This is a genomic window from Streptomyces puniciscabiei (assembly GCF_006715785.1).
Lineage (GTDB): Bacteria > Actinomycetota > Actinomycetes > Streptomycetales > Streptomycetaceae > Streptomyces > Streptomyces puniciscabiei.
The window spans coordinates 4116577-4138678 of record NZ_VFNX01000001.1; the positions used below are offsets into that span (position 1 = coordinate 4116577).

Genomic DNA, 22102 nt, shown 5'->3' on the forward strand with positions numbered 1-22102 from the left:
CGTGCCCGCGCTCGCGGGGTGCCTCCCCCACTCTCGGCTTCGCTCGAGCGGGGGCCCCCACCGCCCACCCGTGCCGCCCCAGCGGCACGACTGCCCGCAGCGGCGGCGGCGCCTCCAAGGCGACGGCACTGCAGCTCCCCAGGGGCGCGGGGCTGTGATCAACATGCGGCTCCGCCGCGTGGGCGCGACCAGCCCCCACATACCCGCACCTGGCACACGACCCCCGCCGGCCCCTTGTTCATGCGGTCAATCAAAACCCCGCACCTTTGGCCGATCCGCACACCCCGCCGCACCCCCACCTCCGCATCATCAAGGGCCATACAGCCCCGAGGCGGAGGTAACAGCGCGGTGGACACAGTAGGCACCCGGCCGGAGGCCAGAGCACGACAAGCGAGCGCCACGCGTCGGCTCACCCGGCGACAGCCCGTGCAACGACTCGTCGGTGAGGCGGCCGGAAGCCCGCTGAAGCGGACCATGGGCGTGGCCCAGCTGACGCTGCTCAGCGTGGGCGCCACCCTCGGCACCGGCATCTTCGTGGTGCTGGGCCAGGCCGTGCCGGAGGCGGGGCCGGCGATCGTCGTGTCCTTCGTCCTCGCCGGCGTCACCGCCCTGTTCTCGGCGCTGTCGTACGCCGAGCTGGCCGGCATGATCCCCGGCTCGGGGTCCTCGTACAGCTACGCCTACGCCACCCTCGGCGAGCTGGTCGCCTGGGTGTGCGGCTGGTGTCTGATCCTGGAGTACGGGGTGTCGGTGGCCGCCGTCGCCGTGGGGTGGGGGCAGTACGTCAACGAGCTGCTCCAGCTGACCTTCGGGGTCACCCTTCCCGACTCGCTCAGTGCGCCGCCCGGGGCCGGGGGCACCCTCAACATCCCCGCCGCACTCATCGTCGTACTCGCCATGGTCGTCCTGCTGCGCGGGGCCAGGGAGAGCGCCGTCGCCAACACCGTCATGGTCGGCGTGAAGATCGCCGCCCTCGTGCTGTTCTGTGCCGTCGCCTTCACCGCCTTCCGCGCCGGGAACTTCCACCCCCTCTTCCCGCTGGGCGCCGCCGGCATGAGTGCCGGAGCCGCCTCGCTGTTCTTCTCCTACATCGGGTTCGACGCGGCCTCCACCGCGGGTGAGGAGGCGCGCAACCCCCAAAGAGACCTGCCGCGCGCGATCATCCTGTCCCTCGTCCTCGTCACCGCCCTGTACGTCCTCGTCGCGGTCGCCGCGCTCGGTGCCATGCCGTGGAAGCAGTTCGCGGGGACCGAGGCCACGCTCAGCGAGGTGCTCGTACGGTCCGTCGGCGGCGGGAACCTGTGGCCCGTCCTGCTGTCCATCGGCGCCGTCGTGGCCACCACCAGCGTGGTGCTCACCGTGCAGTACGGGCAGATCCGCATCCTGTTCGCCATGGCCCGGGACGGGCTCGTGCCGCCCCTGTTCGCCAAGGTCCACCCACGCACCGGCGTGCCCCGCGCCAACACCGTGATCGTCTCGGCGTTCATCGCCGTCCTCGCCGCCCTCGTCCCGCTCGGCAGCCTCGCCGACGCCACCAGCATCGGCACCCTGTTCGCGTTCATGCTGGTCAACCTGGCGGTCGTCCTGCTGCGCCGGCGCAGCCCCGGCATCCCGCGCTCCTTCCGGGTGCCGTTCTCCCCGTTCACCCCGCTCCTCGGTGTCGGCTTCTGCGTCTACATGCTGGGCAGCCTGGGCACCGACACCTGGATCGCCTTCGGGGCGTGGATGGCCGCCGGGCTCGTCATCTACGGCCTGTACGGCGTCCGGCACTCCAAGCTCGCCCAGACCTCCCCGGAAGACCTCGCATGACCGCCCTCGAGCTCGCCGCCGACGTCGTCACCCTCACCCGCGCCCTCGTCGACCTGCCCTCCGAGAGCGGACGGGAGGCGCGGATCGCGGACGCCGTCGAGGCCGCCCTGCGCGCCCTGCCCCACCTCACCGTCGACCGGGTCGGCAACTCCGTCGTCGCCCGCACCCACCTCGGACGCGGCGAACGCGCCCTGATCGCCGGGCACCTGGACACCGTCCCGGCCGCCGGCAACCTGCCCTCCCGTCTCGCCGACGACCGTGTGCACGGGCTCGGCGCCTGCGACATGAAGGGCGGGGTGGCCGTGGCGCTGCGGCTGGCGGCCACCGTGCCCGCGCCCGTCCGTGACCTCACCTACGTCTTCTACGAGTGCGAGGAGGTGGAAGGGGACCGCAACGGGCTCGCCCGTATCGCCGCCGAGCGGCCGGACCTGCTCGCCGACGCCTCACTCGCCGTCCTCATGGAACCCTCCGACGCGGGCGTGGAGGCCGGCTGCCAGGGCATCCTCACGGCCGACATCGTGGTCAGGGGCGCCCGCGCCCACACCGCCCGCGCCTGGCAGGGCGTCAACGCCGCCCACAAGGCCGCACCCGTCCTGCGGCGGCTCGACGACCACACGCCCGAGCGGGTCCTCGTCGACGGGCTGGAGTACCGGGAGGGGCTCAGCGCCGTCGCCGTACGGGCCGGGGTCGCCGGGAACGTCGTGCCGGACGAGTGTGTCGTCACCGTCAACTACCGTTTCGCGCCCAGTCGTTCACCCGAGGAGGCGGAGGCGTACGTGCGCTCGCTCTTCCCGGAGTACGAGGTGCGTCTCACCGAGGTCGTCGGCGGCGCCCTGCCGCACCTGGACCGGATCGGCGCCCTCGCCGCCGCGCTCGGTGCCGAGCCCCGGCCCAAGCTCGGCTGGACGGACGTCGCCCGGTTCGCCGCCCTGGGCGTGCCCGCGCTCAACTACGGCCCCGGGGACCCCTCCCTCGCCCACACGGCGGGGGAGTACGTCCCCGTGGAGCACCTTCGGCGGTGCGAGGACCGGCTCAGGCAGTGGCTCCGGTGAGCCCGGCCAGCACCCGCAACTGAAGCCAGAGCACCAGCCGCTGGTCGGGGTCGTCCAGGTCGACCCCGACCAGCGGCTGGAGCTGCCGGAGGCGGTAGCGGCAGGTGTTGGGGTGGACGGCCAGGAGCTTCGCCGCGCCGGCCATGTCGCAGCCCGCGTCGAACCAGCAGACCAGGGTGCGGGCGTACTCCGTGCCGTGCGCGGCGTCGTACGCCAGCACCCGCTGCCAGGCGCCCGCGCTCAACTCCCGCCGCTCACCCATCACTTCGGCCAGCCGCAGCAGCGTGACGCGGGGCCGTACCTCGTCCACGCCGGCCACCGGCAGGCCGGCGTCCAGCACCCGCAGCACCAGATCCGCGTCCGCCCGGGAGTCCACCAGTCCCGCCGCGTCCGGCACGACCTCGCCGAGCGCCGCCCGCACCGGCAACCGCAGCGCCTGCCCGGCCCGCGCCACGATGTCCTCGGCCAGCCGCTTGTGCCGCTCACCGGTGCCGGGCAGCACCGCGTACACCACCCCGTCCACCAGAACGCCCGCGTGCCGCCCGTAGCGGGCCTCGCACTGAAGCCGTACGACGTCCAGCAGGCGCAGCGCCGTGCGCTCGGCGTCGGGGACACTCGCGGCCGACTCCAGCACGAAGGCCGCCACCCGGGCGGGCCCGGTGAGACCCAGGCGCTCGGCGGCCGTGGCCGCGTCCGGCGCCGTGCCGTCCAGCAGGCGGCGCAGCAGCTCGCTGCCCCGGTGCCGGGCCAGTTCCCGGGCCGCGCGCGCCCGCAGCAGGAGCAGGGCGGCCGTGGAGGCGCCCTGCGCCAGGGTGTCCTCGGCGTCCGGGGCGAGCGAGCCGCCGTCGATCACCCACACCGAGCCGAGCGTCTCCCCGCCGGCCCGCACCGGCATCGCGAGGCGGGGCAGGTCCCCGTCGGCCAGCGCGGGCAGCCGGATCGGGCGGTCGGCGGCGAACAGCCGGCGGTACTGCTCGGTGTTCTCCGTACTGGCGGGCACCTGCCGGCCGAGGATGCCCTGCCGGCGGTCCTCGTCCACCGGCTGGCCGGGGACGGTCGAGTAGGCGAGGATCCGCTGCCGGGGATCCTCGATGGCCGTGGCCCCGCCGGTCGCCGTCGCGATCGCGTCGGCCAGTGCGAACAGGTCGCCGAGCCCGCTGTCGGCCGCGGCAGCGGCGGCGGGGCGGGCGGCGATGGCCGAGGCAAGCAGCAGATGCACGTGGTGCCAGGCGGCGTCCTCCGCCACCGACAGCAGGGCCACGCCGTGCGCCTCCGCCTCCGCGACCGGGCCGTCCGCGCCGCGCACCACCACCCCGGTCAGCCCCGCCTCGGCCGCCGCCCGCAGCAGCGGCCCGGACTCCGCCGCCTCGACGCCGACCGCGAGCAGGAGGGCGCCGGGCAGCCGGGGCAGCGGGATGCGCCCGTCGTGGAGCACCGCCTCGGTCACCGGTACGGCCTGGCCGGCGGGGGCCGTGTGCAGGCGCAGGGCGGGGCCGCCGACGACGTCCAGGAGGTCACCGAGGGTGCAGGCGTCCATGGGAATCCCCAGCAGCTGTTGGCGGATGGTGAAACGAACGTACGCGTGCGTTGGCCGCTCGCACAACACACGCCAGGCCCGGCCCTCCGAGACTCGTGCCATGACAGCAGGAGTCACCATCCGTACCGTCCATGACGTCGCCTCCCTCGCGGCCGTGGCCGACCACTTCAGCGACGTCTGGCAGACGCCCCGCGCCGCTCCGCCCTACCCGGCCGAGGTCCTGCACAGCCTGGTGCACGCCGGTGGCGCGGTCCACGCCGCGTACGACGGGCAGCGGCTCGCGGGCGCCTCCGTCGCCGTCCTCGGCACCGACCGCAGCACCTACTCGCTGGTGGCCGCCGCCGACCGGGGGCTCGGGCACGCCGTGAAGCTGGCCCAGCGCGACTGGGCCCTCGGCCTGGGCGCCCGCACCATGCGCTGGACCTTCGACCCCCTGGTCGGCCGCAACGCCCGCTTCAACCTGGTCAAGCTGGGCGCCACCGGCACGGAGTACCTGGTCGACTTCTACGGCCCGATGACCGACGGCGTGAACGACGGCGACGAGAGCGACCGGCTGACGGTCACCTGGGACCTGGCCGCGCCGCCGGTGCCGTACGACGCCGGACCCCGCGGACCGGTCACCGCCACCGCCCCCGACGGCGACCCCCTGGCCCGCCGCGACGACCGGCACCTGTGGTGCCGGGTGCCCGAGGACATCGTCAAGCTGCGCGCCGCCGACCCGGCCCTGGCGCTGCGCTGGCGGCACGCGGTGCGCGAGGTGTTCCTGGCGGCCTTCGCCGAGGGCTTCAGGGCCACCGGGATGTCCCGCGACGGCTGGTACACGCTGACCCGGACGGAGGGAGCCCGGTGAAGCTGGAGCGCGTCGAGATCGTGCACGTTGCGATCCCGCTGGTCACGCCCTTCCGTACGTCGTTCGGGACGATGACGACGAAGGACACCTTCCTCCTGCACGTCGTCACCGACTCCGCCGAGGGCTGGTCGGAGTTCGCCGCCGACCCCGAGCCGCTGTACTGCTCGGAGTTCGTCGCCGGCGCCGAGATCGTGCTGCGCGACTTCCTGATCCCGCGCATGAGCGCCCTCCCGGACCTCACGACGGCCGCGCTCGCTCCCGCCCTGGCGAAGATCAAGGGCCATGAACTGGCGAAGGCGGCCCTGGAGACGGCCCTGCTGGACGCCGAGCTGCGCTCGTACGGCATGCCGCTCGCCGTGTTCCTCGGCGCCGTACGGGACCGGGTGCCCGCCGGGGTGTCGGTCGGCATCAAGAACTCGGTGCCGGAGCTGCTGGACGACGTCGAGCGGTACCTGGCCGAGGGCTACGTCCGCATCAAGCTGAAGATCGAGCCGGGCTGGGACGTGGAGCCGGTCCGGGCGGTCCGCGAGCGCTTCGGCGACGCCCTCCCCCTCCAGGTCGACGCCAACACCGCCTACACCCTCGCGGACGCCGAGCACCTGCGGCGCCTCGACGACTTCGGGCTGCTGCTGATCGAGGAGCCGCTGGCGGAGAACAACCTGCACGCCCACGCCCAACTGCAGCAGCGGCTGCGTACGCCGGTCTGCCTGGACGAGTCCCTGCACCACGCCTCCGACACCGCCGCCGCGATCGCGATGGACGCCTGCCGGGCGGTGAACGTCAAGCCGGCCCGGGTCGGCGGCTACCTGGAGGCCCGCCGGGTCCACGACGTGGCGCACGCGCACGGCGTCCCGGTGTGGTGCGGCGGCATGCTGGAGACCGGCATCGGCCGCGCCCCCAACCTGGCCCTGGCCGCCCTGCCCGGCTTCACCCTCCCGGGGGACACCTCCGCGTCCTCCCGCTACTTCGCCGAGGACATCACCGAACCGTTCGTCCTCGAGGACGGCCACCTGCCCGTCCCCACCACTCCCGGAATCGGCATCGCGCCCCTCCCGGAGGCCCTGCGCCGCTTCACCCGTCAGCGACGGGACCTGTACGCGGCATGAGGCACGGCTCGTGACCACGTTAGATTGATCCCGTGCTCTCACGTCTCACGCGTCCCCAGGCCGTAGCCGTCTGCGCGGTGCCCGTCGTGGCCCTGCTGGCCACGGCGGCGTTCGCGCCGCTGCCGTTCTCGGTGGCGCAGCCGGGGATGACGGCGAACGTGCTCGGTGAGAACAGGGGCACCCAGGTGATCACCGTCTCCGGCGCGCCGGCCCGGAGGACCAGCGGGCAGCTGCGGATGGTCACCATCGAGGCGACCGGACCGGACGCCAGGGTGACCCTGGCCGACGTGATCGGCAACTGGTTCCGCACCGACCGGGCCGTCATGCCGCGCGACGCCGTCTACCCGAGCGGCGACACCGTCAAGGAGATCGAGAAGCACAACGCGGCGCAGATGCAGCAGTCCCAGGACGCGGCGACCCGGGCGGCGCTGAAGTACCTGGGGCTGAGCGCCGACAAGGTCAAGGTCACGCTGAAGCTCGCCGACGTGGGCGGGCCCAGCGCGGGCCTGCTGTTCACCCTGGGGATCATCGACAAGCTGCACGGCGACGGCAGCGGCGGTGACCTCACCGGCGGCCGCACCATCGCCGGCACGGGCACGATCGAGGCCTCGGGCACCGTCGGCGCGGTCGGCGGGGTGGCCCTGAAGACCCAGGCCGCCCGGCGCGACGGCGCCACCGTCTTCCTGGTCCCGAAGGCCGAGTGCGCCGACGCCAAGGCGGAACTGCCCAAGGGCCTGCGACTGGTGCCGGTCACCACGCTCAAGGGCGCGGTGAACGCGCTGAACGCGCTGGAGAAGGGCAAGGGTCCGGTGCCGAGCTGCTGAGCCCCCGGGCCCGGGCGCAAGGGATCACTCGAGGCCGCCGCCACTGTCCGCGGCCGCCTGCTCCACCAGCGGGATGATCCGCAGCGGGACCGGGTTCTCCATGACGATCGCCGTGGAGGCGCGGACGATGCCGTCGAAACCGATGACCCGGTCGATGACCCGCTGGAGGTCGGCGTTGGAGCGGGCCACCAGGCGGCACAGCATGTCGCCGCTGCCGGTGGTGGTCAGCAGCTCCAGCACCTCCGGCACGGTCGCCAGGTGCGCCCGGACGTCGGGCCCCTGGCCCTGCCGGATCTGCAGCGTGGCGAAGGCCGTCACCGGATAGCCGAGGGCAGCCGGATCGACCTGCGGGCCGAATCCCCGGATGACGCCGTTCGACTGGAGCCGGTCCAGTCGCGCCTGCACCGTGCCCCGGGCGACCCCGAGCCGCCGGGACATCTCCAGCACGCCGATGCGCGGCTCCCGGGCCAGGAGCACGATGATCCGCCCGTCCAGATGATCGATCGCCACGGCACCCCCAGGGATGGGCATCCTGTACAGAAAGACCGCCGAGGCGGCCATACCACTGGGCAGATTGCCCAGTGAATGCACAAACTATTGCGCAGCTTGCAGAGCGGGTCCACCCTTCCGGCATGACGCAGACCACACACCACACTCCCGACACCGCCCGGCAGGCCGACCCCTTCCCGGTCAAGGGAATGGACGCGGTCGTCTTCGCCGTGGGCAACGCCAAGCAGGCGGCGCACTACTACTCCACCGCCTTCGGCATGAAGCTGGTCGCGTACTCCGGACCGGAGAACGGCAGCCGCGAGACCGCCAGTTACGTCCTCGAGAACGGCTCCGCCCGCTTCGTGTTCACCTCGGTCGTCAAGCCGAGCACCGACTGGGGCCACTTCCTCGCCCGGCACGTGGCGGAGCACGGCGACGGCGTCATCGACCTGGCCATCGAGGTGCCGGACGCCCGCGCCGCGTACGCGTACGCCGTCGAGCACGGCGCGCGGAGCGTCGCCGAGCCGTACGAGGTGAAGGACGAGCACGGCACCGTCGTGCTCGCCGCGATCGCCACCTACGGCGAGACCCGGCACACCCTGGTCGACCGCTCCGGCTACGACGGCCCCTACCTGCCCGGTTACGTCGCCGCCAAGCCGATGGTCGCACCGCCCGCCCAGCGCACCTTCCAGGCCATCGACCACTGCGTCGGCAACGTCGAACTCGGCCGGATGAACGAGTGGGTCGGGTTCTACAACAAGGTCATGGGCTTCACGAACATGAAGGAGTTCGTGGGCGACGACATCGCCACCGAGTACAGCGCGCTGATGTCGAAGGTCGTCGCGGACGGCACCCTCAAGGTCAAGTTCCCGATCAACGAGCCCGCGATCGCCAAGAAGAAGTCGCAGATCGACGAGTACCTGGAGTTCTACGGCGGCGCCGGCGTCCAGCACATCGCGCTGAACACCAATGACATCGTGCAGACCGTCCGCACCATGCGCGCGGCCGGCGTCGAGTTCCTCGACACCCCCGACTCCTACTACGACACCCTCGGCGAGTGGGTCGGCGACACCCGGGTGCCGATCGAGACCCTGCGCGAGCTGAAGATCCTCGCCGACCGCGACGAGGACGGCTACCTGCTGCAGATCTTCACCAAGCCGGTCCAGGACCGCCCGACCGTCTTCTTCGAGATCATCGAACGGCACGGCTCGATGGGCTTCGGCAAGGGCAACTTCAAGGCCCTGTTCGAGGCGATCGAGCGCGAACAGGCCAAGCGCGGCAACCTGTAGGAACGGTTCCAGGCGGAGAAGAGCGGGACGGCCCACGTGATCGCGGTGGCCGTCTCGCTCCGGGAACGGTTCACACCGACGGCTGTGAGTGCGACCCTGTGATCATGAGCCGCATCGAAGCGCCCCGCTCCGAAGACGCTGTGATGACGAGCGACCTCACCGGCCGGCTCCTGGCCGTCCTGCCCGCCGAGGCCGTTCTGACCGACCCGGACGTCACCGCGTCCTACGCCAACGACATGGCGAGCTTCTGCCCGGCCGGCACCCCGGCCGTCGTCGTCCTGCCACGCACCGCCGAACAGGTCCAGCACGTCATGCGCGTCGCCACCGAGCTGCGCGTCCCCGTGGTCCCGCAGGGCGCCCGCTCCGGCCTGTCCGGCGCCGCCAACGCCACCGACGGCTGCATCGTGCTGTCCCTCACCAAGATGGACCGCATCCTGGAGATCAGCCCCGTCGACCGGATCGCCGTCGTCGAACCCGGGGTGATCAACGCGACCCTGTCCCGCGCGGTCGGGGAACACGGCCTGTACTACCCGCCGGACCCCTCCAGCTGGGAGATGTGCACCATCGGCGGCAACATCGGCACCGGCTCGGGCGGCCTGTGCTGCGTGAAGTACGGCGTGACCGCCGAGTACGTCCTCGGCCTGGACGTGGTCCTCGCCGACGGCCGCCTGATGTCCACCGGACGCCGCACCGCCAAGGGCGTCGCCGGCTACGACCTCACTCGTCTGTTCGTCGGCTCCGAGGGCTCGCTCGGCATCGTCGTACGGGCCGTGCTCGCGCTCAAACCCAAGCCGCCGCAGCAGCTGGTGCTGGCCGCCGAGTTCGCCTCAGCGGCGGCCGCCTGCGACGCCGTCTGCCGGATCATGGCGGGCGGACACGTCCCCTCCCTCCTCGAACTGATGGACCGTACGACCGTCAAGGCGGTCAACGACCTCGCCCACATGGGCCTCCCGGAGACCACCGAGGCGCTGTTGCTGGCCGCCTTCGACACCCCGGACCCGGCCGCCGACCTCGCCGCCGTGGGCGCCCTGTGCGAGGCGGCCGGTGCCACCGAGGTCGTGCCCGCCGAGGACGCGGCCGAGTCCGAGATGCTGCTCAAGGCCCGGCGGCTCTCGCTGACCGCGCTGGAGGCGGTCAAGGGCACGACGATGATCGACGACGTGTGCGTGCCCCGCTCGCAGCTCGGCGCGATGCTGGAGGGCGTCGAGCGGATCGCCGCCAAGTACGACCTGACCATCGGCGTCTGCGCACACGCCGGTGACGGCAACACCCACCCCACCGTCTGCTTCGACGGGGCGGACGCGGCCGAGTCCCGGCGGGCCCGCGAGTCCTTCGACGAGATCATGGCCCTCGGCCTGGAACTCGGCGGCACCATCACCGGCGAACACGGCGTCGGCGTCCTGAAGAAGGAGTGGCTCGCCCGGGAGATCGGCCCGGTCGGGGTCGAGATGCAGCGCGCCGTGAAGCAGGCCTTCGACCCCTTGGGCATCCTCAACCCGGGCAAGGTGCTCTGAGTCCCCGGTACGGCCTGTCCGGTGGCTCACCGGGCGAGCAGCTGGTCGAGAGCGTCGTCGATGCCCAGTTGCCCGCCCTCGGTCCCCGGGGGCACAGCCCGCAGGGTCCGCTCCAGCCAGGCCGACACCTGCGGGACCGGCGCCTGGAGCAGCGCGTCCCCGTCCGGCGAACTCAGTGCCATCAGCACGACACTGCGCCCCTCCGCCTTCGTCGGCCACACCCGCACGTCCCCCTGCCCGCACGGCCGGAAGACGCCCTCCACCAGCAGGTCCCGGGCGAACGTCCAGTGGACGGGGAGGTCGGAGTTGATGTGGAAGGTGATGCGGACGGCGTACGGATCGTCGGAGCGGTAGCTCAGCCGGGCCGGCACCGGGATGCTGCGCTCCGGCGACAGGATGAGGCTCAGTTCCAGCTCCCGCTCCACCACGGTGTGCTGCATGACCTGCGTTTCCTTTCTGTTCGGGACTGTCCGGGTCCGCTCGGGACGGGCCCGCACCGGGGGAGAGGGGGCAGGGGCCGGGCCATTACGCGGGTTCGGGGAAATTTTTTTCGCGGACGTGTACGAGCCGGGTACGGCGTTGCCCGGAAAGGGGTGGGTCCTGCGGGACTGGCGCTGCGGGCTGCCGCGGTCTGATAGATGTGGAGGCCCCCATCCCACCCCCGAGCAGATACGGGACGACGGACATGAGCGCCCCAACCCCGGCCCCAGGTGACGACAGGCCCCGCGAGGGCTACTACCCGGACCCGTCCATCCCCGGATACGTCCGGTACTGGAACGGCGCCTCCTGGGTGCCCGGCACCAGCCGCCCGGCGCCGAAGGACGGCGAACCGCTCACCCCGCCGCCCGGCGTCCGCGCTGCGCCCGCGGCGGTGGAGGAGACCGGCCCGCACTTCTTCGACGAGGACCCCCAGCCGGCACCCTCCGGCCAGGACGGCTCCGGCGCCTGGGGCGCCGGCGGCCCAGGCGGCGGACCTGCGGGCACCGGCGGTCGGGGCACCGGCCAGGCGGGGCCCGGCGGCCAGGGTGCCGGCCGGTCCGGTGCCGGGCTCGGCGACGGGCGTACCGCCTGGGGTGCGGACCCGCGGGTGCCGGCGGAGGGTTCGCTCCGGCCGACCGGACAGGCCGGCCGCACCGACGGCACCGCCTCGGTCCCGCCGGGGGAGGGCGACGACCAGGACCCGGGCGGCACCTTCCTCTTCCGCCGGCCGGTGCCGGGGCCCGCTGCCGTGCAGGACGACGGCACGATGACGTTCCGCCCGGTGCCCGGCCAGAGCCGGCGGGGCGCGCAGCCCGCGCCCGGCCCGCAGGCCACCGGCACCCAGCCCTCCGGCTCCCCGGCGTCCGGCGCGGAAGCCGGGGCCGGCTCCGGCTTCGGACCGCACGGAGTGGCCCAGGGCCCCGGCTTCGCCGCGCCCGCCTCCGGCTCGGCGCCGGCACCCGGTGGCTTCGGCCCGCAGGGTCCCGTCGGCGCGCCCACCCCGCCCTCCGCCGCACCCTCCTCGAACCCCGCCTCCTCGAACCCCGCCTCCCCGGCCGGGGGCCCCGGCTTCGGTGCCGGCAAGGCCGCCGCCGCCGGCGCCGCCGGGCAGGCGCCGCAGGCACCCCAAGCACCCCAGGCACCGCAAATCCCGTCGGCACAGCCCGCCCAGGCGGCCGTGGCGCCTCCGGTGCCGGCGCAGGGCAGTGACCCGGTCACGCCGGTGACCAGCGGGCCCGGCGGCGGGCAGGCGTCCTGGGCGCAGCAGGTGCACCAGTTGGCCGGCGGCGCGGACGAGCAGCCCGTGGCGCCGTGGAAGCCACCGGTGGAGGACCCGTTCCAGGCGGCCGCGCGCCGCCAGGCCGCGGCCCGTCCCGCCGGGCTCGGCAAGCGGTTCGCCGCCCGGCTGATCGACACCCTGGTCGTGGGCGCCGTGACGGCCGCCGCCGCCGTACCGCTCGGCACCAGGGCCGTCGACCACGTCCAGCAGAAGATCGACGCGGCCCGGCTGTCCGGCCACGAGGTCACCGTCTGGCTGCTCGACGGCACCACCGGCACCAGCCTCGGCATCGTGCTGGCCGTCCTGCTGCTCTTCGGTGTCGGGTACGAGGTGCTGCCGACCGCCAAGTGGGGCCGCACCCTCGGCAAGAAGCTGCTCGGTCTGGAGGTGCGGGACATCGAGGCGCACGAGCCCCCCACCTTCGGCCCGGCGCTGCGCCGCTGGCTGGTCTACAGCGTGCCCGGGCTGCTCGGCATCGGGATCGTGGGCGTGCTGTGGTGCCTGTTCGACCGGCCCTGGCACCAGTGCTGGCACGACAAGGCGGCGCACACCTTCGTCGCGGGCTGAGCGCGGGGCAGGGCCGCCGTCGGGACGGCCGCTGTCGGTACGGCCGTCACCCGGACGGCCGTACCCCGTAAGGCCGTCCGCCGGATGCGGAGCCGGGGCGTTCGCGGTCCACTCGGGCCATGAGCAGCGAACCGCCCCCCGGCTCCGGAGAGCAGCCACCCGAGGACGACCCGTTCAGGAAGCGGCCCCCGTCGGACCAGGGGTCGGGCTCGCCGTACGACACGCCGTACGGCGGCGGCCGGCAGCCCCCGCCCCCGGGCGGCGGGCAGCCCCCGGGCGGCGGTCAGCCACCCCCCTACGGGAGCGGCGAGCCCCCGCCGCCGTACGGCGGCGCCCAGCCCCCTCCCTACGGCGGCGAACCCCCTGGCGGAGCCGGCCCCCATGGAGGCGGCCCCTACGGCACGGGCCCTTACGGCACAGGTCCCTACGGCGCGGGAGCCGGCGGTTATCCCGCCGACCCGCTCGCCGGTATGCCGCCGCTCGCCGACAGCGGCAGGCGGACGCTCGCACGGATCGTCGACATGATCCTCGTCGGCATCGTCGTCTGGCTGCTCACCTGGGCGTTCGGGGTGCGCGAGTACCAGGTCAACGGCGATCACGTCGAGGTCGGCAAGTCCGTGGGACAGTCCTTCATCGCGGCCGTGCTCTACGTCGCGTACGACACGTTCATGATGACCCGGTACGGCCAGACCCTCGGCAAGAAGTGGCTCAGCATGCGGGTGGCGAACCTGGACAACGGCGCCACCCCCTCGGCGCAGACCAACCTGATCCGCGCCCTGGTGCTGTGGGTGCCGTTCGCCTTCTGCTGCGCGTGCATCTGGACGGCGATCTGCGGCGGCTGGAGCTACTTCGACCGGCCCTACAGACAGGGGCTGCACGACAAGGCGGCCAAGACGGTGGTGGTCAGCACCGGTTGAGCGACAGCCGTACACACGACAGCGGCGGGTCCGTGGGATTCACGGGCCCGCCGCTGCCGTGAGCGCGGTTCACAGGGCCGTCGACACCGGCTCCTGCTGAGGCGCGGGCTCGACGGATCCGGCCGGTGCCGCGGCCGGCGCCTCGGTCGTACGGGCCTTCGGCAGGGGCACCGTCATCGCCACGAGCAGCCCGAGGGCCAGCGCGCAGAGAGCGATGACGGTGATCCCGAGGCCCGAACTCGTCTGGGACAGCAGCAGCATGGCGAGCGTCGAGAAGATCACGGTGCACGAACCGTAAACGAGCTGTGCGGCGGTCGGACGAGGCATGGCGATCGTGTCCTAGGAAGTCTTCGGGGGATTCTTCGGATGGGCGTGCCATTCGACTCTCTTCGCGTGCATGCCCGAATGGGACGCCTGGTAAGCGTGACCTAACCCACGGTACTGGTGCACGGGGGGCGCACAGGAAGCACGGTCTTTGCAAAGCGGACGTCAACTCCGCCTAGTGCACGGGAAGTGGCCGAGTCAAGATCTGTTTTTTCTTCCCAACCTCTAGTCAAATGTCGTCACTTGACATGCGCCGAACAGGCGCAGGGGAGGAACTCAAGTGACCATCAGATCCTGGACGTTCAGGGCCGCCGCGATCGGGGTGACGCTCGCGACGGCCTCCGCGACGTTCGCCACCTTCGCCGTCGCGGAGGCGAGCACCCGGACCCGGTCCGCGGCCGTGAACCGGCACGACCCGGCCCCGGTGAAGCAGCGGGCGCACGACCTCGACGGCCCGCTCAGCAAGACCCAGGAGGCCCAGCGCCGGGAGGCGCTGGAGCAGCTCATATCGGGGAAGGCCAAGGCGCAGGAACACAACGGCTCCAAGGTCGTGGCTCTCAAGAGCCACAAGGGCAGGAGCAAGTACGTCGAGCTGAGCCGCGAGAAGACCGACAAGATCTTCACGATCCTGGTGGAGTTCGGGGACAGGACCGACCCCAAGTACGGCGGCACGGCCGGCCCGCTGCACAACAGCATCGCCGCGCCGGACCGCAAGAACGACAACTCCACGGCCTGGCAGAAGGACTACGACCGGAAGCACTACCAGGACCTCTACTTCGGCACCGGCAACAAGACCGAGTCGCTGAAGAAGTACTACGAGAAGCAGTCCTCGGGCCGCTACTCGGTCGACGGTGAGGTCACCGACTGGGTCAAGGTCCCCTACAACGAGGCCCGTTACGGCAACAACGCCTGCGGCCAGACCAACTGCCCCAGCGTGTGGAACGTGGTCAGCGACGGGCTGAACGCCTGGGTGGCGCAGGCGAAGGCGGCCGGCAGGACCGACGCCGACATCAAGAAGGACCTCGCCCGGTACGACCAGTGGGACCGCTACGACTACGACCACGACGGCAACTTCAACGAGCCCGACGGCTACGTCGACCACTTCCAGATCGTGCACGCCGGTGAGGACGAGTCCGCGGGCGGCGGCGCGCAGGGCAAGGACGCGATCTGGGCCCACCGCTGGTACGCCTTCGGCACGGACGCGGGCGCGACCGGCCCCGCGAACAACAAGCTGGGCGGCGCCCAGGTCGGCGACACCGGCGTCTGGGTCGGCGACTACACCATCCAGCCGGAGAACGGCGGCCTCGGCGTCTTCGCCCACGAGTACGGCCACGACCTCGGCCTGCCCGACGAGTACGACACCGCCGGCGGCGACAACTCCACCGGCTTCTGGACCCTGATGTCCTCCGGCTCCTGGCTCGGCACCGGCAAGGAGTCCATCGGCGACCTGCCGGGCGACATGAACGCCTGGGACAAGCTGCAGCTCGGCTGGCTCAACTACGACACCGCCAAGGCCGGCACGCAGTCCACGCACAAGCTGGGCGTCGCCGAGTACAACACCTGGAACAAGCAGGCCCTCGTGGTCAACCTGCCGGACGAGGCGGTCACCACCACGATCACCCAGCCCGGGCAGGGCTCGACCCAGTGGTGGAGCGGCAGCGGCAACGACCTGAAGAACACGCTCACCCGGTCCGTGGACCTCACCGGCAAGACGTCGGCGAAGCTGGACCTGGACGGCTGGTGGGCCACCGAGGACGGCTACGACTACGTCTACACCGAGGTGTCGACCGACGGCGGCGCCAACTGGAGCGCCCTGGACGGCACGGCGGACGGTCAGGCCATCCCGCGTGACGGCAGCGGCAAGCCGGCGCTGACCGGCTTCTCGCAGACCCACAAGAAGCTGTCGTACGCGCTGGACGCCTACGCGGGCAAGAAGATCGACCTGCGCTTCCGCTACGCCACCGACGGCGGTGTCGCGGAGAACGGCTTCACGGCCGACGAGATCACTCTGACCGCCGACGGCACGCCGGTCTTCTCGGACAACGCCGAGTCCCAGGACGCGGGTTGGACCGCGAACGGCTTCTCCCGCATCGGCGCGTCCTTCACCAAGGACTACAAGCAGTACTACATCGCCGAGAACCGGCAGTACGTGTCGTACGACAAGACCCTCAAGACCGGCCCGTACAACTTCGGTTCGGCCAAGCGGCCCGACCGGGTGGAGCACTACCCGTACCAGAACGGCCTGTTGATCTGGAAGTGGGACACCTCCCAGGCGGACAACAACACCAACAGCACCAACGGCCACCCCGGTTCCGGTCTGATCCTGCCGGTCGACTCGCACCCGACGGCGCTGAAGTGGTCCGACGGCACGCTGATGCGCAACCGCATGCAGGCGTACGACTCCCCGTTCAGCCTGTACGGCACGGACGGCATCACGCTGCACAAGGCGGACGCCCCGACGGTGATCAAGGCCTCGAAGGGTGTCCCGGTCTTCAACGACCACACCAGCACCTACTACGACCCGTCGAACCCGACCGGGGGCGTGCGGGTCACTGACACCAACACCGAGATCACGATCGTCAAGGAGGCCAAGAACGGCTCGACGATCTTCCTCAAGGTCGGCCCCGCGGTGAAGTAGTCGGCATTTCCGCAGGTCAGACGCGTATCGGCGGCAACCCCTTGGCGGGTTGCCGCCGATCGTGTTTAGGTGCGTCCTGTGGACCGCTTATTGACACCGACCGAAACGGGGATGTGACCGCATGGCCGCTGGAGGCTTCTGCAAGCTGCCGAACGGCACGGTGGTGGTCGCACTGAACCTGCCCTACGACACCGCCGGCGTCCGGGTGCTCGTGCACGCCCAGAACCGCGCCCGAGCCCTGACCAGGCTCCGCAACCTGGGGTTCCGCGCGATCTACCTCCGGGGGAACGCCGCACCTCCGACGCCGGACGAGATCACGGCCGTGCTGCACCACCCCGACGGCCTGATATGGCGCACGGCACCGGCCGACAACGGTGTCATGGTGAACGAGCTCTGGCACCCGATCCGGGCGCTGCTGCGCAGGTCGGCGGTGGTTCAGTGACCCCGACAGGGTCTAACCGCTGACCACGGGCTTGCCCGTCAGCTCCACGCCCGCCTCGCGGAGCTCCTCCAGGGCCCGGTCCGTCGTCTCGGGAGCCACCCCGGCCGTCAGGTCCAGCAGGACCTGGGTGCGGAAGCCCTCCCTGACGGCGTCCAGCGCGGTGGCGCGTACGCAGTGGTCCGTGGCTATGCCGACCACGTCGACCTCGTCGATGTGGCGGGCGCGGAGCCAGTCGGCCAGGGAGGTGCCGTTCTCGTCCTGGCCCTCGAAGCCGCTGTACGCCGCCGAGTAGGCGCCCTTGTCGAAGACCGCGTCGACCGCACCGGAGGCGACGGCGGGGGCGAAGTTGGGGTGGAAGCCCACCCCCTCCGTGCCCGCGACGCAGTGCGCGGGCCAGGAGTGGACGAAGTCGGGGTTGTCGGCGAAGTGGCCGCCGGGCGCGATGTGGTGGTCCCGGGTGGCCACCACATGGCGGTATCCGGTGCCCGCCGCCTGGCCGATCAGCTCGGTGATGGCGGCGGCCACGTCCGCGCCCCCGGCCACCGCGAGGCTGCCCCCCTCGCAGAAGTCGTTCTGCACATCTACGACGATCAAGGCGCGGCGCATGGCGGTTGTCCTTCGACTGAGGATTAAGTAACTGAGCCTAGAGAGTTACGGCCCCGTAGGGGAGAGGGCGTGGGCAGGGCGAACGGTGATTCCGCCTTTAGCTACCCGAGCGTCCGACGACGTACTCCGTCGGAATGACGGGTTCCCCTCGGGAGAGCTGGGTCGCCGAGAGGGGGAGGTTCGCCCGGGCGGCGATGTGCCGGTCCCGCGGCACGTCCAGGGGCTCGCGGGCGACGACGTCCCCGCCCTTGATCAGCTGCACCAGCAGCTGCCGGTCGGCGAGCTCCGCCGGGACCGGTCCGGTGCCCACGACCTCGGCCTCCGCCACCCCGTCCGCGTCCAGTCGGCGCGCCGCCCACTTGCGGCCCCCGACGGAGGTCTTGCCGCCGCTGGACTTCTTCGCGACCGGCACCAGCGGCGCCTGCGGGTCGCCGGACTCGGCGCGCGCGACCAGCTTGTAGACCATCGAGCAGGTCGGGTGCCCGGAGCCGGTCACCAGCTGGGTGCCGACGCCGTACGCGTCCACCGGAGCGGCGGCCAGGGAGGCGATGGCGTACTCGTCCAGGTCGGAGGTGACGACGATCCTGGTGCCGGTGGCACCCAGCTCGTCCAGCTGCTGGCGCACCCGGTGGGCGACGAGCAGCAGGTCGCCGGAGTCGATGCGGACCGCGCCCAGCTCGGGACCGGCCACCTCCACCGCCGTACGGACGGCCTCGGCGACGTCGTAGGTGTCCACCAGCAGGGTGGTGCCCCGGCCGAGGGTGTCGACCTGGGCCTGGAAGGCGTCCCGCTCGCGGTCGTGCAGCAGGGTGAAGGCGTGCGCGGAGGTACCGACGGTCGGGATGCCGTAGCGGAAGCCCGCCGCCAGGTCGGAGGTGGTCGCGAAGCCGCCGACGTACGCGGCGCGGCTCGCGGCGACGGCCGCCAGCTCGTGGGTGCGGCGGGCGCCCATCTCGATCAGCGGGCGCTCCCCGGCGGCGGAGGCCATCCGGGAGGCGGCCGCGGCGATCGCGGAGTCGTGGTTGAGGATGGAGAGGATCACCGTCTCCAGCAGCACGCACTCGGCGAAGCTGCCCTCGACGCGCATGATCGGCGAGCCGGGGAAGTAGACCTCGCCCTCGGGGTAGCCCCAGACGTCCCCGCCGAAGCGGTAGCCGGCGAGCCACCTCAGGGTCTCCTCGTCGACGATCTTCCGCTCGCCCAGGAAGCCGAGGACGCCCGCGTCGAAGCGGAAGTTCTCCACCGCGTCCAGCACCCGCCCGGTGCCCGCCACCACGCCATAGCGCCGCCCGTCCGGCAGCCGCCGGGTGAAGACCTCGAAGACGCTCCGCCGTTCGGCCGTACCGGCCCTCAGAGCGGCCTGCAGCATCGTCAGCTCGTACTGGTCCGTGAAGAGCGCCGTCGAGGGAACATCCACCGGCAGCCCAAGGTCCGCTGTGTTCATGGCAACCGATCGTACTCCCTTTTCGTCGGTGTGACGATTTCCGGGCCCCGTGGCAGCATGGGCAATGTGACGTCACCCGCGCCCGTAGAGATCGAACGCACCGAGTCGGCGGAGGAGGTCTTCGCCGTACCCGAGCCCGACGTCCCCTGGGTCACGATCGTGCACAACGACCCGGTCAACCTCATGAGCTATGTGACGTACGTGTTCCAGACGTACTTCGGGTACTCCAAGGACAAGGCCACCAAGCTCATGCTCGACGTCCACCACAAGGGCCGGGCGGTCGTCTCCAGCGGGACCCGCGAGGAGATGGAGCGCGACGTGCAGGCGATGCACGGCTACGGCCTGTGGGCCACCCTCCAGCAGGACCGGAAGTGACCCGCCCCCGCCCGCAGGACCGGAAGTAGCGAACTCATTTACATGCCCGGACATTTCGAACCGCTCCCCGGCGGCGGCGCGGCCGTCGCACTCGACGACGTCGAGATCTCCATCATCCGGTCGCTGGCCGTCCAGCTGCTGGAGCTCATCGGCCCCGGGCCGGGCGCCGACAGTCCGAAGGACCCGCTCGCCGAGCTGTTCGCGGAGGGCCCGAGCGAGCCGCCCGCCGACCCGGTGCTCAGGAGGCTCTTCCCGGACGCCTACAGCGACCCGGAGCACGCTCCCGCCTCGCCCGCCGAGGCCGAGGAGTGGCGGGCCCACTCCGCCGAGTTCCGCCGGTACACCGAGAACGACCTGCGCGCCGGCAAACGCGAGAACGCGCTCGCGGTCATCCGTGCCCTGGACGCGCTCGCCCCGGTGGACGAGGGCGGGGCGGTGCTGAAGCTGGCGCCGGAGGAGTCCCGGCAGTGGCTCGGCGCCCTCAACGACCTGCGACTCGCGATCGGCTCCCGGCTGGAGATCACCGACGAGGACGACACCGACCTGCTCTACCGGCTCCCGGACGAGGACCCGCGCAAGCCGATGGTGATGGCCTATCTGTGGCTCGGCGGACTCCAGGAGACCTTGGTCAACACACTTATGGCGTAGTACAGGGCATTTTACGGTGCACGGGTGTTCGCTCAGCGGACGCTCAAATCCGGATAACGATCCCGTCACCGTTGCGGCCTGGTTTGCCGCTTTCGAGCGCTCTTTGTCCCCTTTTCCCTGTGTGATGCGCCACACCATGCCCCCGTGATCAATATTGCGGCCGTGATAAATCTTCACGACCGCCCGGCCCACACCACCCTTGTGCGGCCGGGTGCGCCACCGAGCCGACGACCGTCGGCCAGGCACGAGCGGGCCCGGAGAGGCTCCGCTCAGCTCCATCAATCCGGGGGGATCGAAACCCGATCCGAGGCCGACGAAGGCCCGGGTCGGCATGGAGAAAGGCGCACCAACACATGACCTCATCGCGGGTCGACCAGCTTCACGACGGCAATGAGGCCGCGCGGGTCGCGGACAGCGAGGGCGGCGAGGGCTACCAGCGCGGGCTCGGCTCCCGCCAGATCCAGATGATCGCCATCGGCGGTGCCATCGGCACCGGCCTGTTCCTCGGCGCGGGCAAGGGCATTTCCAAGGCCGGCCCCAGCCTGATCCTGGCCTACGCCGTCGCGGGCCTCGTCATCTTCCTGATCATGCGGGCGCTCGGCGAACTCCTGATGTACCGCCCGGTCTCGGGCTCGTTCTCGGAGTACGCGCGCGAGTTCATCGGCCCCTTCGCGGGCTTCGTCACCGGCTGGACGTACTGGCTGTTCTGGGTGGTCACGGGCATCACCGAGGTCACCGCCGCGGCCGCGTACATGACGTACTGGTTCGACATCCCGCAGTGGGTCTCGGCCCTGATCTTCACGATCGTCCTGTACGGCGCCAACCTGATCTCCGTGAAGCTCTTCGGTGAGCTGGAGTTCTGGTTCTCCATGGTCAAGGTCACCGCGATCATCGGCATGATCCTGATCTGCGCCGGCATCCTCACGATCGGCTTCTCCGACGCCGGCAGGACCGCCTCGGTGAGCCACCTGTGGAACGACGGCGGCTTCTTCCCGCACGGCGTCGGCAACACCCTGATGACCCTGCAGATGGTCATGTTCGCCTTCCTCGCCGTCGAGCTGGTCGGTGTCACCGCGGGCGAGTCCAAGGACCCCGAGAAGGTGCTGCCGAAGGCGATCAACACCGTGCCGTGGCGGATCGCGGTCTTCTACGTCGGCGCGCTGATCATGATCCTGTCGGTCGTGCCGTGGACCGAGTTCCACCCGGGCGTGAGCCCCTTCGTGGCCGCCTTCCAGAAGATGGGCCTGTCCGTCGGCGCCGGCATCGTGAACTTCGTCGTCCTCACCGCCGCGCTGTCCTCCTGCAACTCCGGCATGTACTCCACCGGCCGCATGCTGCGCGACCTGGCGCTCAACAGCCAGGGCCCCAAGGTCTTCACCAAGCTGACGCGCAGCGGTACCCCGCTGGTCGGCACGACGTTCTCCGCCGCGCTGATGCTGGTCGGCGTCTGGATCAACTACCAGTGGCCGGGCAAGGCGTTCGACTACGTGGTGTCCTTCGCGACCATCTCCGGCATGTGGGCCTGGATCGTCATCCTGGTCTGCCAGATCCTCTACCGGCCCAGGGCAAACGTCGGCCTCCTGCCGCAGAGCAAGTTCCCCATGCCGGGCGCGCCGTACACGAGCTACATCGCGCTGGCGTTCATCGTCATGGTGATCGTACTCATGGGTATCGACAAGGACGCCCGGGTGTCGCTTTACTGTGCTCCGCTGTGGGCCGCGATCCTCGGCGTCTCCTACTGGGTGCTCCGGCGCCGCAACCCGGAGGCCGCGGCCTTCCGCAAGCGCTGACCATCCCCCAGGGACGTCCAGCCGCACGGGGCTCTCGTGGTGCCCCGCCGCGGCTGCCGCTCAGGACGTCCGGCATATGGGCCGTTCCGTACCATCCCTCGGTACGGAACGGCCCTTCTGCT

General features: G+C 71.6%; 20 protein-coding genes. 14 read left to right on the forward strand and 6 right to left on the reverse strand.

What is annotated here, in order from left to right; all coding sequences use genetic code 11:
- The first annotated feature begins 348 nt into the window (after nt 1-348).
- Complete coding sequence (locus FB563_RS18980; RefSeq protein ID WP_055707717.1) at nt 349-1809, forward strand: amino acid permease; 1461 nt, start codon at nt 349-351, stop codon at nt 1807-1809.
- On the forward strand, nt 1806-2861 hold the full coding sequence (gene dapE / locus FB563_RS18985) for a succinyl-diaminopimelate desuccinylase (RefSeq protein ID WP_055707716.1): 1056 nt from the start codon (nt 1806-1808) through the stop codon (nt 2859-2861). Before FB563_RS18980 ends, dapE begins: the two co-directional genes overlap by 4 nt.
- On the opposite strand, the gene FB563_RS18990 is transcribed toward dapE, so the two are convergent.
- Nucleotides 2842-4398 carry a PucR family transcriptional regulator gene (locus tag FB563_RS18990; protein WP_055707715.1) on the reverse strand — a complete coding sequence of 519 codons (1557 nt, stop codon included), beginning with the start codon at nt 4396-4398 and terminating at the stop codon, nt 2842-2844. The two genes, dapE and FB563_RS18990, sit on opposite strands and share 20 nt — an antisense overlap.
- 100 nt (nt 4399-4498) lie before the next feature.
- Between FB563_RS18990 and FB563_RS18995 the strand changes: the two genes are divergently transcribed.
- Genes FB563_RS18995 through FB563_RS19005 form a run of 3 tightly spaced genes read left to right on the forward strand, consistent with a single transcriptional unit; the run spans nt 4499 to nt 7178 of the window.
- Nucleotides 4499-5248 carry a hypothetical protein gene (locus FB563_RS18995; RefSeq protein ID WP_055707714.1) on the forward strand — a complete coding sequence of 250 codons (750 nt, stop codon included), beginning with the start codon at nt 4499-4501 and terminating at the stop codon, nt 5246-5248.
- Nucleotides 5245-6354 (forward strand): o-succinylbenzoate synthase, encoded by a 1110-nt coding sequence (gene menC / locus FB563_RS19000; RefSeq protein ID WP_055707713.1) that lies wholly within the window; start codon nt 5245-5247, stop codon nt 6352-6354. Before FB563_RS18995 ends, menC begins: the two co-directional genes overlap by 4 nt.
- A gap of 32 nt (nt 6355-6386) precedes the next feature.
- Complete coding sequence (locus FB563_RS19005; RefSeq protein WP_055707712.1) at nt 6387-7178, forward strand: S16 family serine protease; 792 nt, start codon at nt 6387-6389, stop codon at nt 7176-7178.
- Nucleotides 7179-7202: 24 nt separating this feature from the next.
- On the opposite strand, the gene FB563_RS19010 is transcribed toward FB563_RS19005, so the two are convergent.
- Entirely contained in the window at nt 7203-7688 is a 486-nt protein-coding gene (locus FB563_RS19010; RefSeq protein ID WP_055707711.1) for an Lrp/AsnC family transcriptional regulator, read from the reverse strand.
- A 122-nt stretch (nt 7689-7810) separates the two neighbouring features.
- Here FB563_RS19010 and hppD point away from each other — a divergent pair, with 122 nt between their 5' ends.
- On the forward strand, nt 7811-8956 hold the full coding sequence (gene hppD / locus FB563_RS19015) for a 4-hydroxyphenylpyruvate dioxygenase (RefSeq protein ID WP_055707710.1): 1146 nt from the start codon (nt 7811-7813) through the stop codon (nt 8954-8956).
- Between the two features lie 98 nt (nt 8957-9054).
- Nucleotides 9055-10470: an FAD-binding oxidoreductase gene (locus FB563_RS19020; protein ID WP_055707709.1), complete on the forward strand. Its 1416-nt coding sequence runs from the start codon at nt 9055-9057 to the stop codon at nt 10468-10470.
- Nucleotides 10471-10496: 26 nt separating this feature from the next.
- Here FB563_RS19020 and FB563_RS19025 read toward each other — a convergent pair whose 3' ends face one another.
- On the reverse strand, nt 10497-10910 hold the full coding sequence (locus FB563_RS19025; protein ID WP_055707708.1) for an SsgA family sporulation/cell division regulator: 414 nt from the start codon (nt 10908-10910) through the stop codon (nt 10497-10499).
- A 245-nt stretch (nt 10911-11155) separates the two neighbouring features.
- Between FB563_RS19025 and FB563_RS19030 the strand changes: the two genes are divergently transcribed.
- Nucleotides 11156-12796 carry an RDD family protein gene (locus tag FB563_RS19030; RefSeq protein WP_142218807.1) on the forward strand — a complete coding sequence of 547 codons (1641 nt, stop codon included), beginning with the start codon at nt 11156-11158 and terminating at the stop codon, nt 12794-12796.
- Between the two features lie 119 nt (nt 12797-12915).
- Nucleotides 12916-13713 (forward strand): RDD family protein, encoded by a 798-nt coding sequence (locus FB563_RS19035; protein WP_142218808.1) that lies wholly within the window; start codon nt 12916-12918, stop codon nt 13711-13713.
- 69 nt (nt 13714-13782) lie between these two features.
- Here FB563_RS19035 and FB563_RS19040 read toward each other — a convergent pair whose 3' ends face one another.
- A complete protein-coding gene (locus tag FB563_RS19040; protein WP_142218809.1) occupies nt 13783-14040 on the reverse strand; it encodes a hypothetical protein in 258 nt (85 codons plus the stop codon).
- Between the two features lie 277 nt (nt 14041-14317).
- Here FB563_RS19040 and FB563_RS19045 point away from each other — a divergent pair, with 277 nt between their 5' ends.
- On the forward strand, nt 14318-16675 hold the full coding sequence (locus FB563_RS19045) for an immune inhibitor A domain-containing protein (RefSeq protein ID WP_055708402.1): 2358 nt from the start codon (nt 14318-14320) through the stop codon (nt 16673-16675).
- Nucleotides 16676-16796: 121 nt separating this feature from the next.
- A complete protein-coding gene (locus FB563_RS19050) occupies nt 16797-17117 on the forward strand; it encodes a hypothetical protein (RefSeq protein ID WP_055708401.1) in 321 nt (106 codons plus the stop codon).
- Nucleotides 17118-17129: 12 nt separating this feature from the next.
- Here the strand turns inward: FB563_RS19050 and FB563_RS19055 are convergent, their stop codons facing one another.
- Nucleotides 17130-17723 carry a nicotinamidase gene (locus FB563_RS19055; protein WP_055708400.1) on the reverse strand — a complete coding sequence of 198 codons (594 nt, stop codon included), beginning with the start codon at nt 17721-17723 and terminating at the stop codon, nt 17130-17132.
- Between the two features lie 97 nt (nt 17724-17820).
- Nucleotides 17821-19167, reverse strand: coding sequence for a nicotinate phosphoribosyltransferase (locus FB563_RS19060; RefSeq protein ID WP_055708399.1), 1347 nt, complete (start codon nt 19165-19167; stop codon nt 17821-17823).
- Between the two features lie 57 nt (nt 19168-19224).
- Between FB563_RS19060 and clpS the strand changes: the two genes are divergently transcribed.
- From clpS to FB563_RS19080, 3 genes are all read left to right on the forward strand, one after another.
- Entirely contained in the window at nt 19225-19542 is a 318-nt protein-coding gene (gene clpS, locus FB563_RS19065) for an ATP-dependent Clp protease adapter ClpS (protein WP_055708398.1), read from the forward strand.
- Nucleotides 19543-19584: 42 nt separating this feature from the next.
- On the forward strand, nt 19585-20190 hold the full coding sequence (locus FB563_RS19070; RefSeq protein ID WP_055708397.1) for a DUF2017 domain-containing protein: 606 nt from the start codon (nt 19585-19587) through the stop codon (nt 20188-20190).
- Nucleotides 20191-20543: 353 nt separating this feature from the next.
- Nucleotides 20544-21980 (forward strand): amino acid permease, encoded by a 1437-nt coding sequence (locus tag FB563_RS19080; protein ID WP_055708396.1) that lies wholly within the window; start codon nt 20544-20546, stop codon nt 21978-21980.
- The last annotated feature ends 122 nt before the right edge of the window (nt 21981-22102 follow it).

Excerpts from the sequence above, each read along its gene's own strand:
- dapE (WP_055707716.1), top strand. The coding sequence starts at position 1,806 with ATGACCGCCCTCGAGCTCGCCGCCGACGTCGTCACCCTCACCCGCGCC.
- FB563_RS18990 (WP_055707715.1), bottom strand. The coding sequence starts at position 4,398 with ATGGACGCCTGCACCCTCGGTGACCTCCTGGACGTCGTCGGCGGCCCC.
- FB563_RS18995 (WP_055707714.1), top strand. The coding sequence starts at position 4,499 with ATGACAGCAGGAGTCACCATCCGTACCGTCCATGACGTCGCCTCCCTC.
- hppD (WP_055707710.1), top strand. The coding sequence starts at position 7,811 with ATGACGCAGACCACACACCACACTCCCGACACCGCCCGGCAGGCCGAC.
- FB563_RS19025 (WP_055707708.1), bottom strand. The coding sequence starts at position 10,910 with ATGCAGCACACCGTGGTGGAGCGGGAGCTGGAACTGAGCCTCATCCTG.
- FB563_RS19030 (WP_142218807.1), top strand. The coding sequence starts at position 11,156 with ATGAGCGCCCCAACCCCGGCCCCAGGTGACGACAGGCCCCGCGAGGGC.
- FB563_RS19035 (WP_142218808.1), top strand. The coding sequence starts at position 12,916 with ATGAGCAGCGAACCGCCCCCCGGCTCCGGAGAGCAGCCACCCGAGGAC.
- FB563_RS19040 (WP_142218809.1), bottom strand. The coding sequence starts at position 14,040 with ATGCCTCGTCCGACCGCCGCACAGCTCGTTTACGGTTCGTGCACCGTG.
- FB563_RS19050 (WP_055708401.1), top strand. The coding sequence starts at position 16,797 with ATGGCCGCTGGAGGCTTCTGCAAGCTGCCGAACGGCACGGTGGTGGTC.
- FB563_RS19055 (WP_055708400.1), bottom strand. The coding sequence starts at position 17,723 with ATGCGCCGCGCCTTGATCGTCGTAGATGTGCAGAACGACTTCTGCGAG.
- FB563_RS19060 (WP_055708399.1), bottom strand. The coding sequence starts at position 19,167 with ATGAACACAGCGGACCTTGGGCTGCCGGTGGATGTTCCCTCGACGGCG.
- clpS (WP_055708398.1), top strand. The coding sequence starts at position 19,225 with ATGGGCAATGTGACGTCACCCGCGCCCGTAGAGATCGAACGCACCGAG.
- FB563_RS19070 (WP_055708397.1), top strand. The coding sequence starts at position 19,585 with ATGCCCGGACATTTCGAACCGCTCCCCGGCGGCGGCGCGGCCGTCGCA.
- FB563_RS19080 (WP_055708396.1), top strand. The coding sequence starts at position 20,544 with ATGACCTCATCGCGGGTCGACCAGCTTCACGACGGCAATGAGGCCGCG.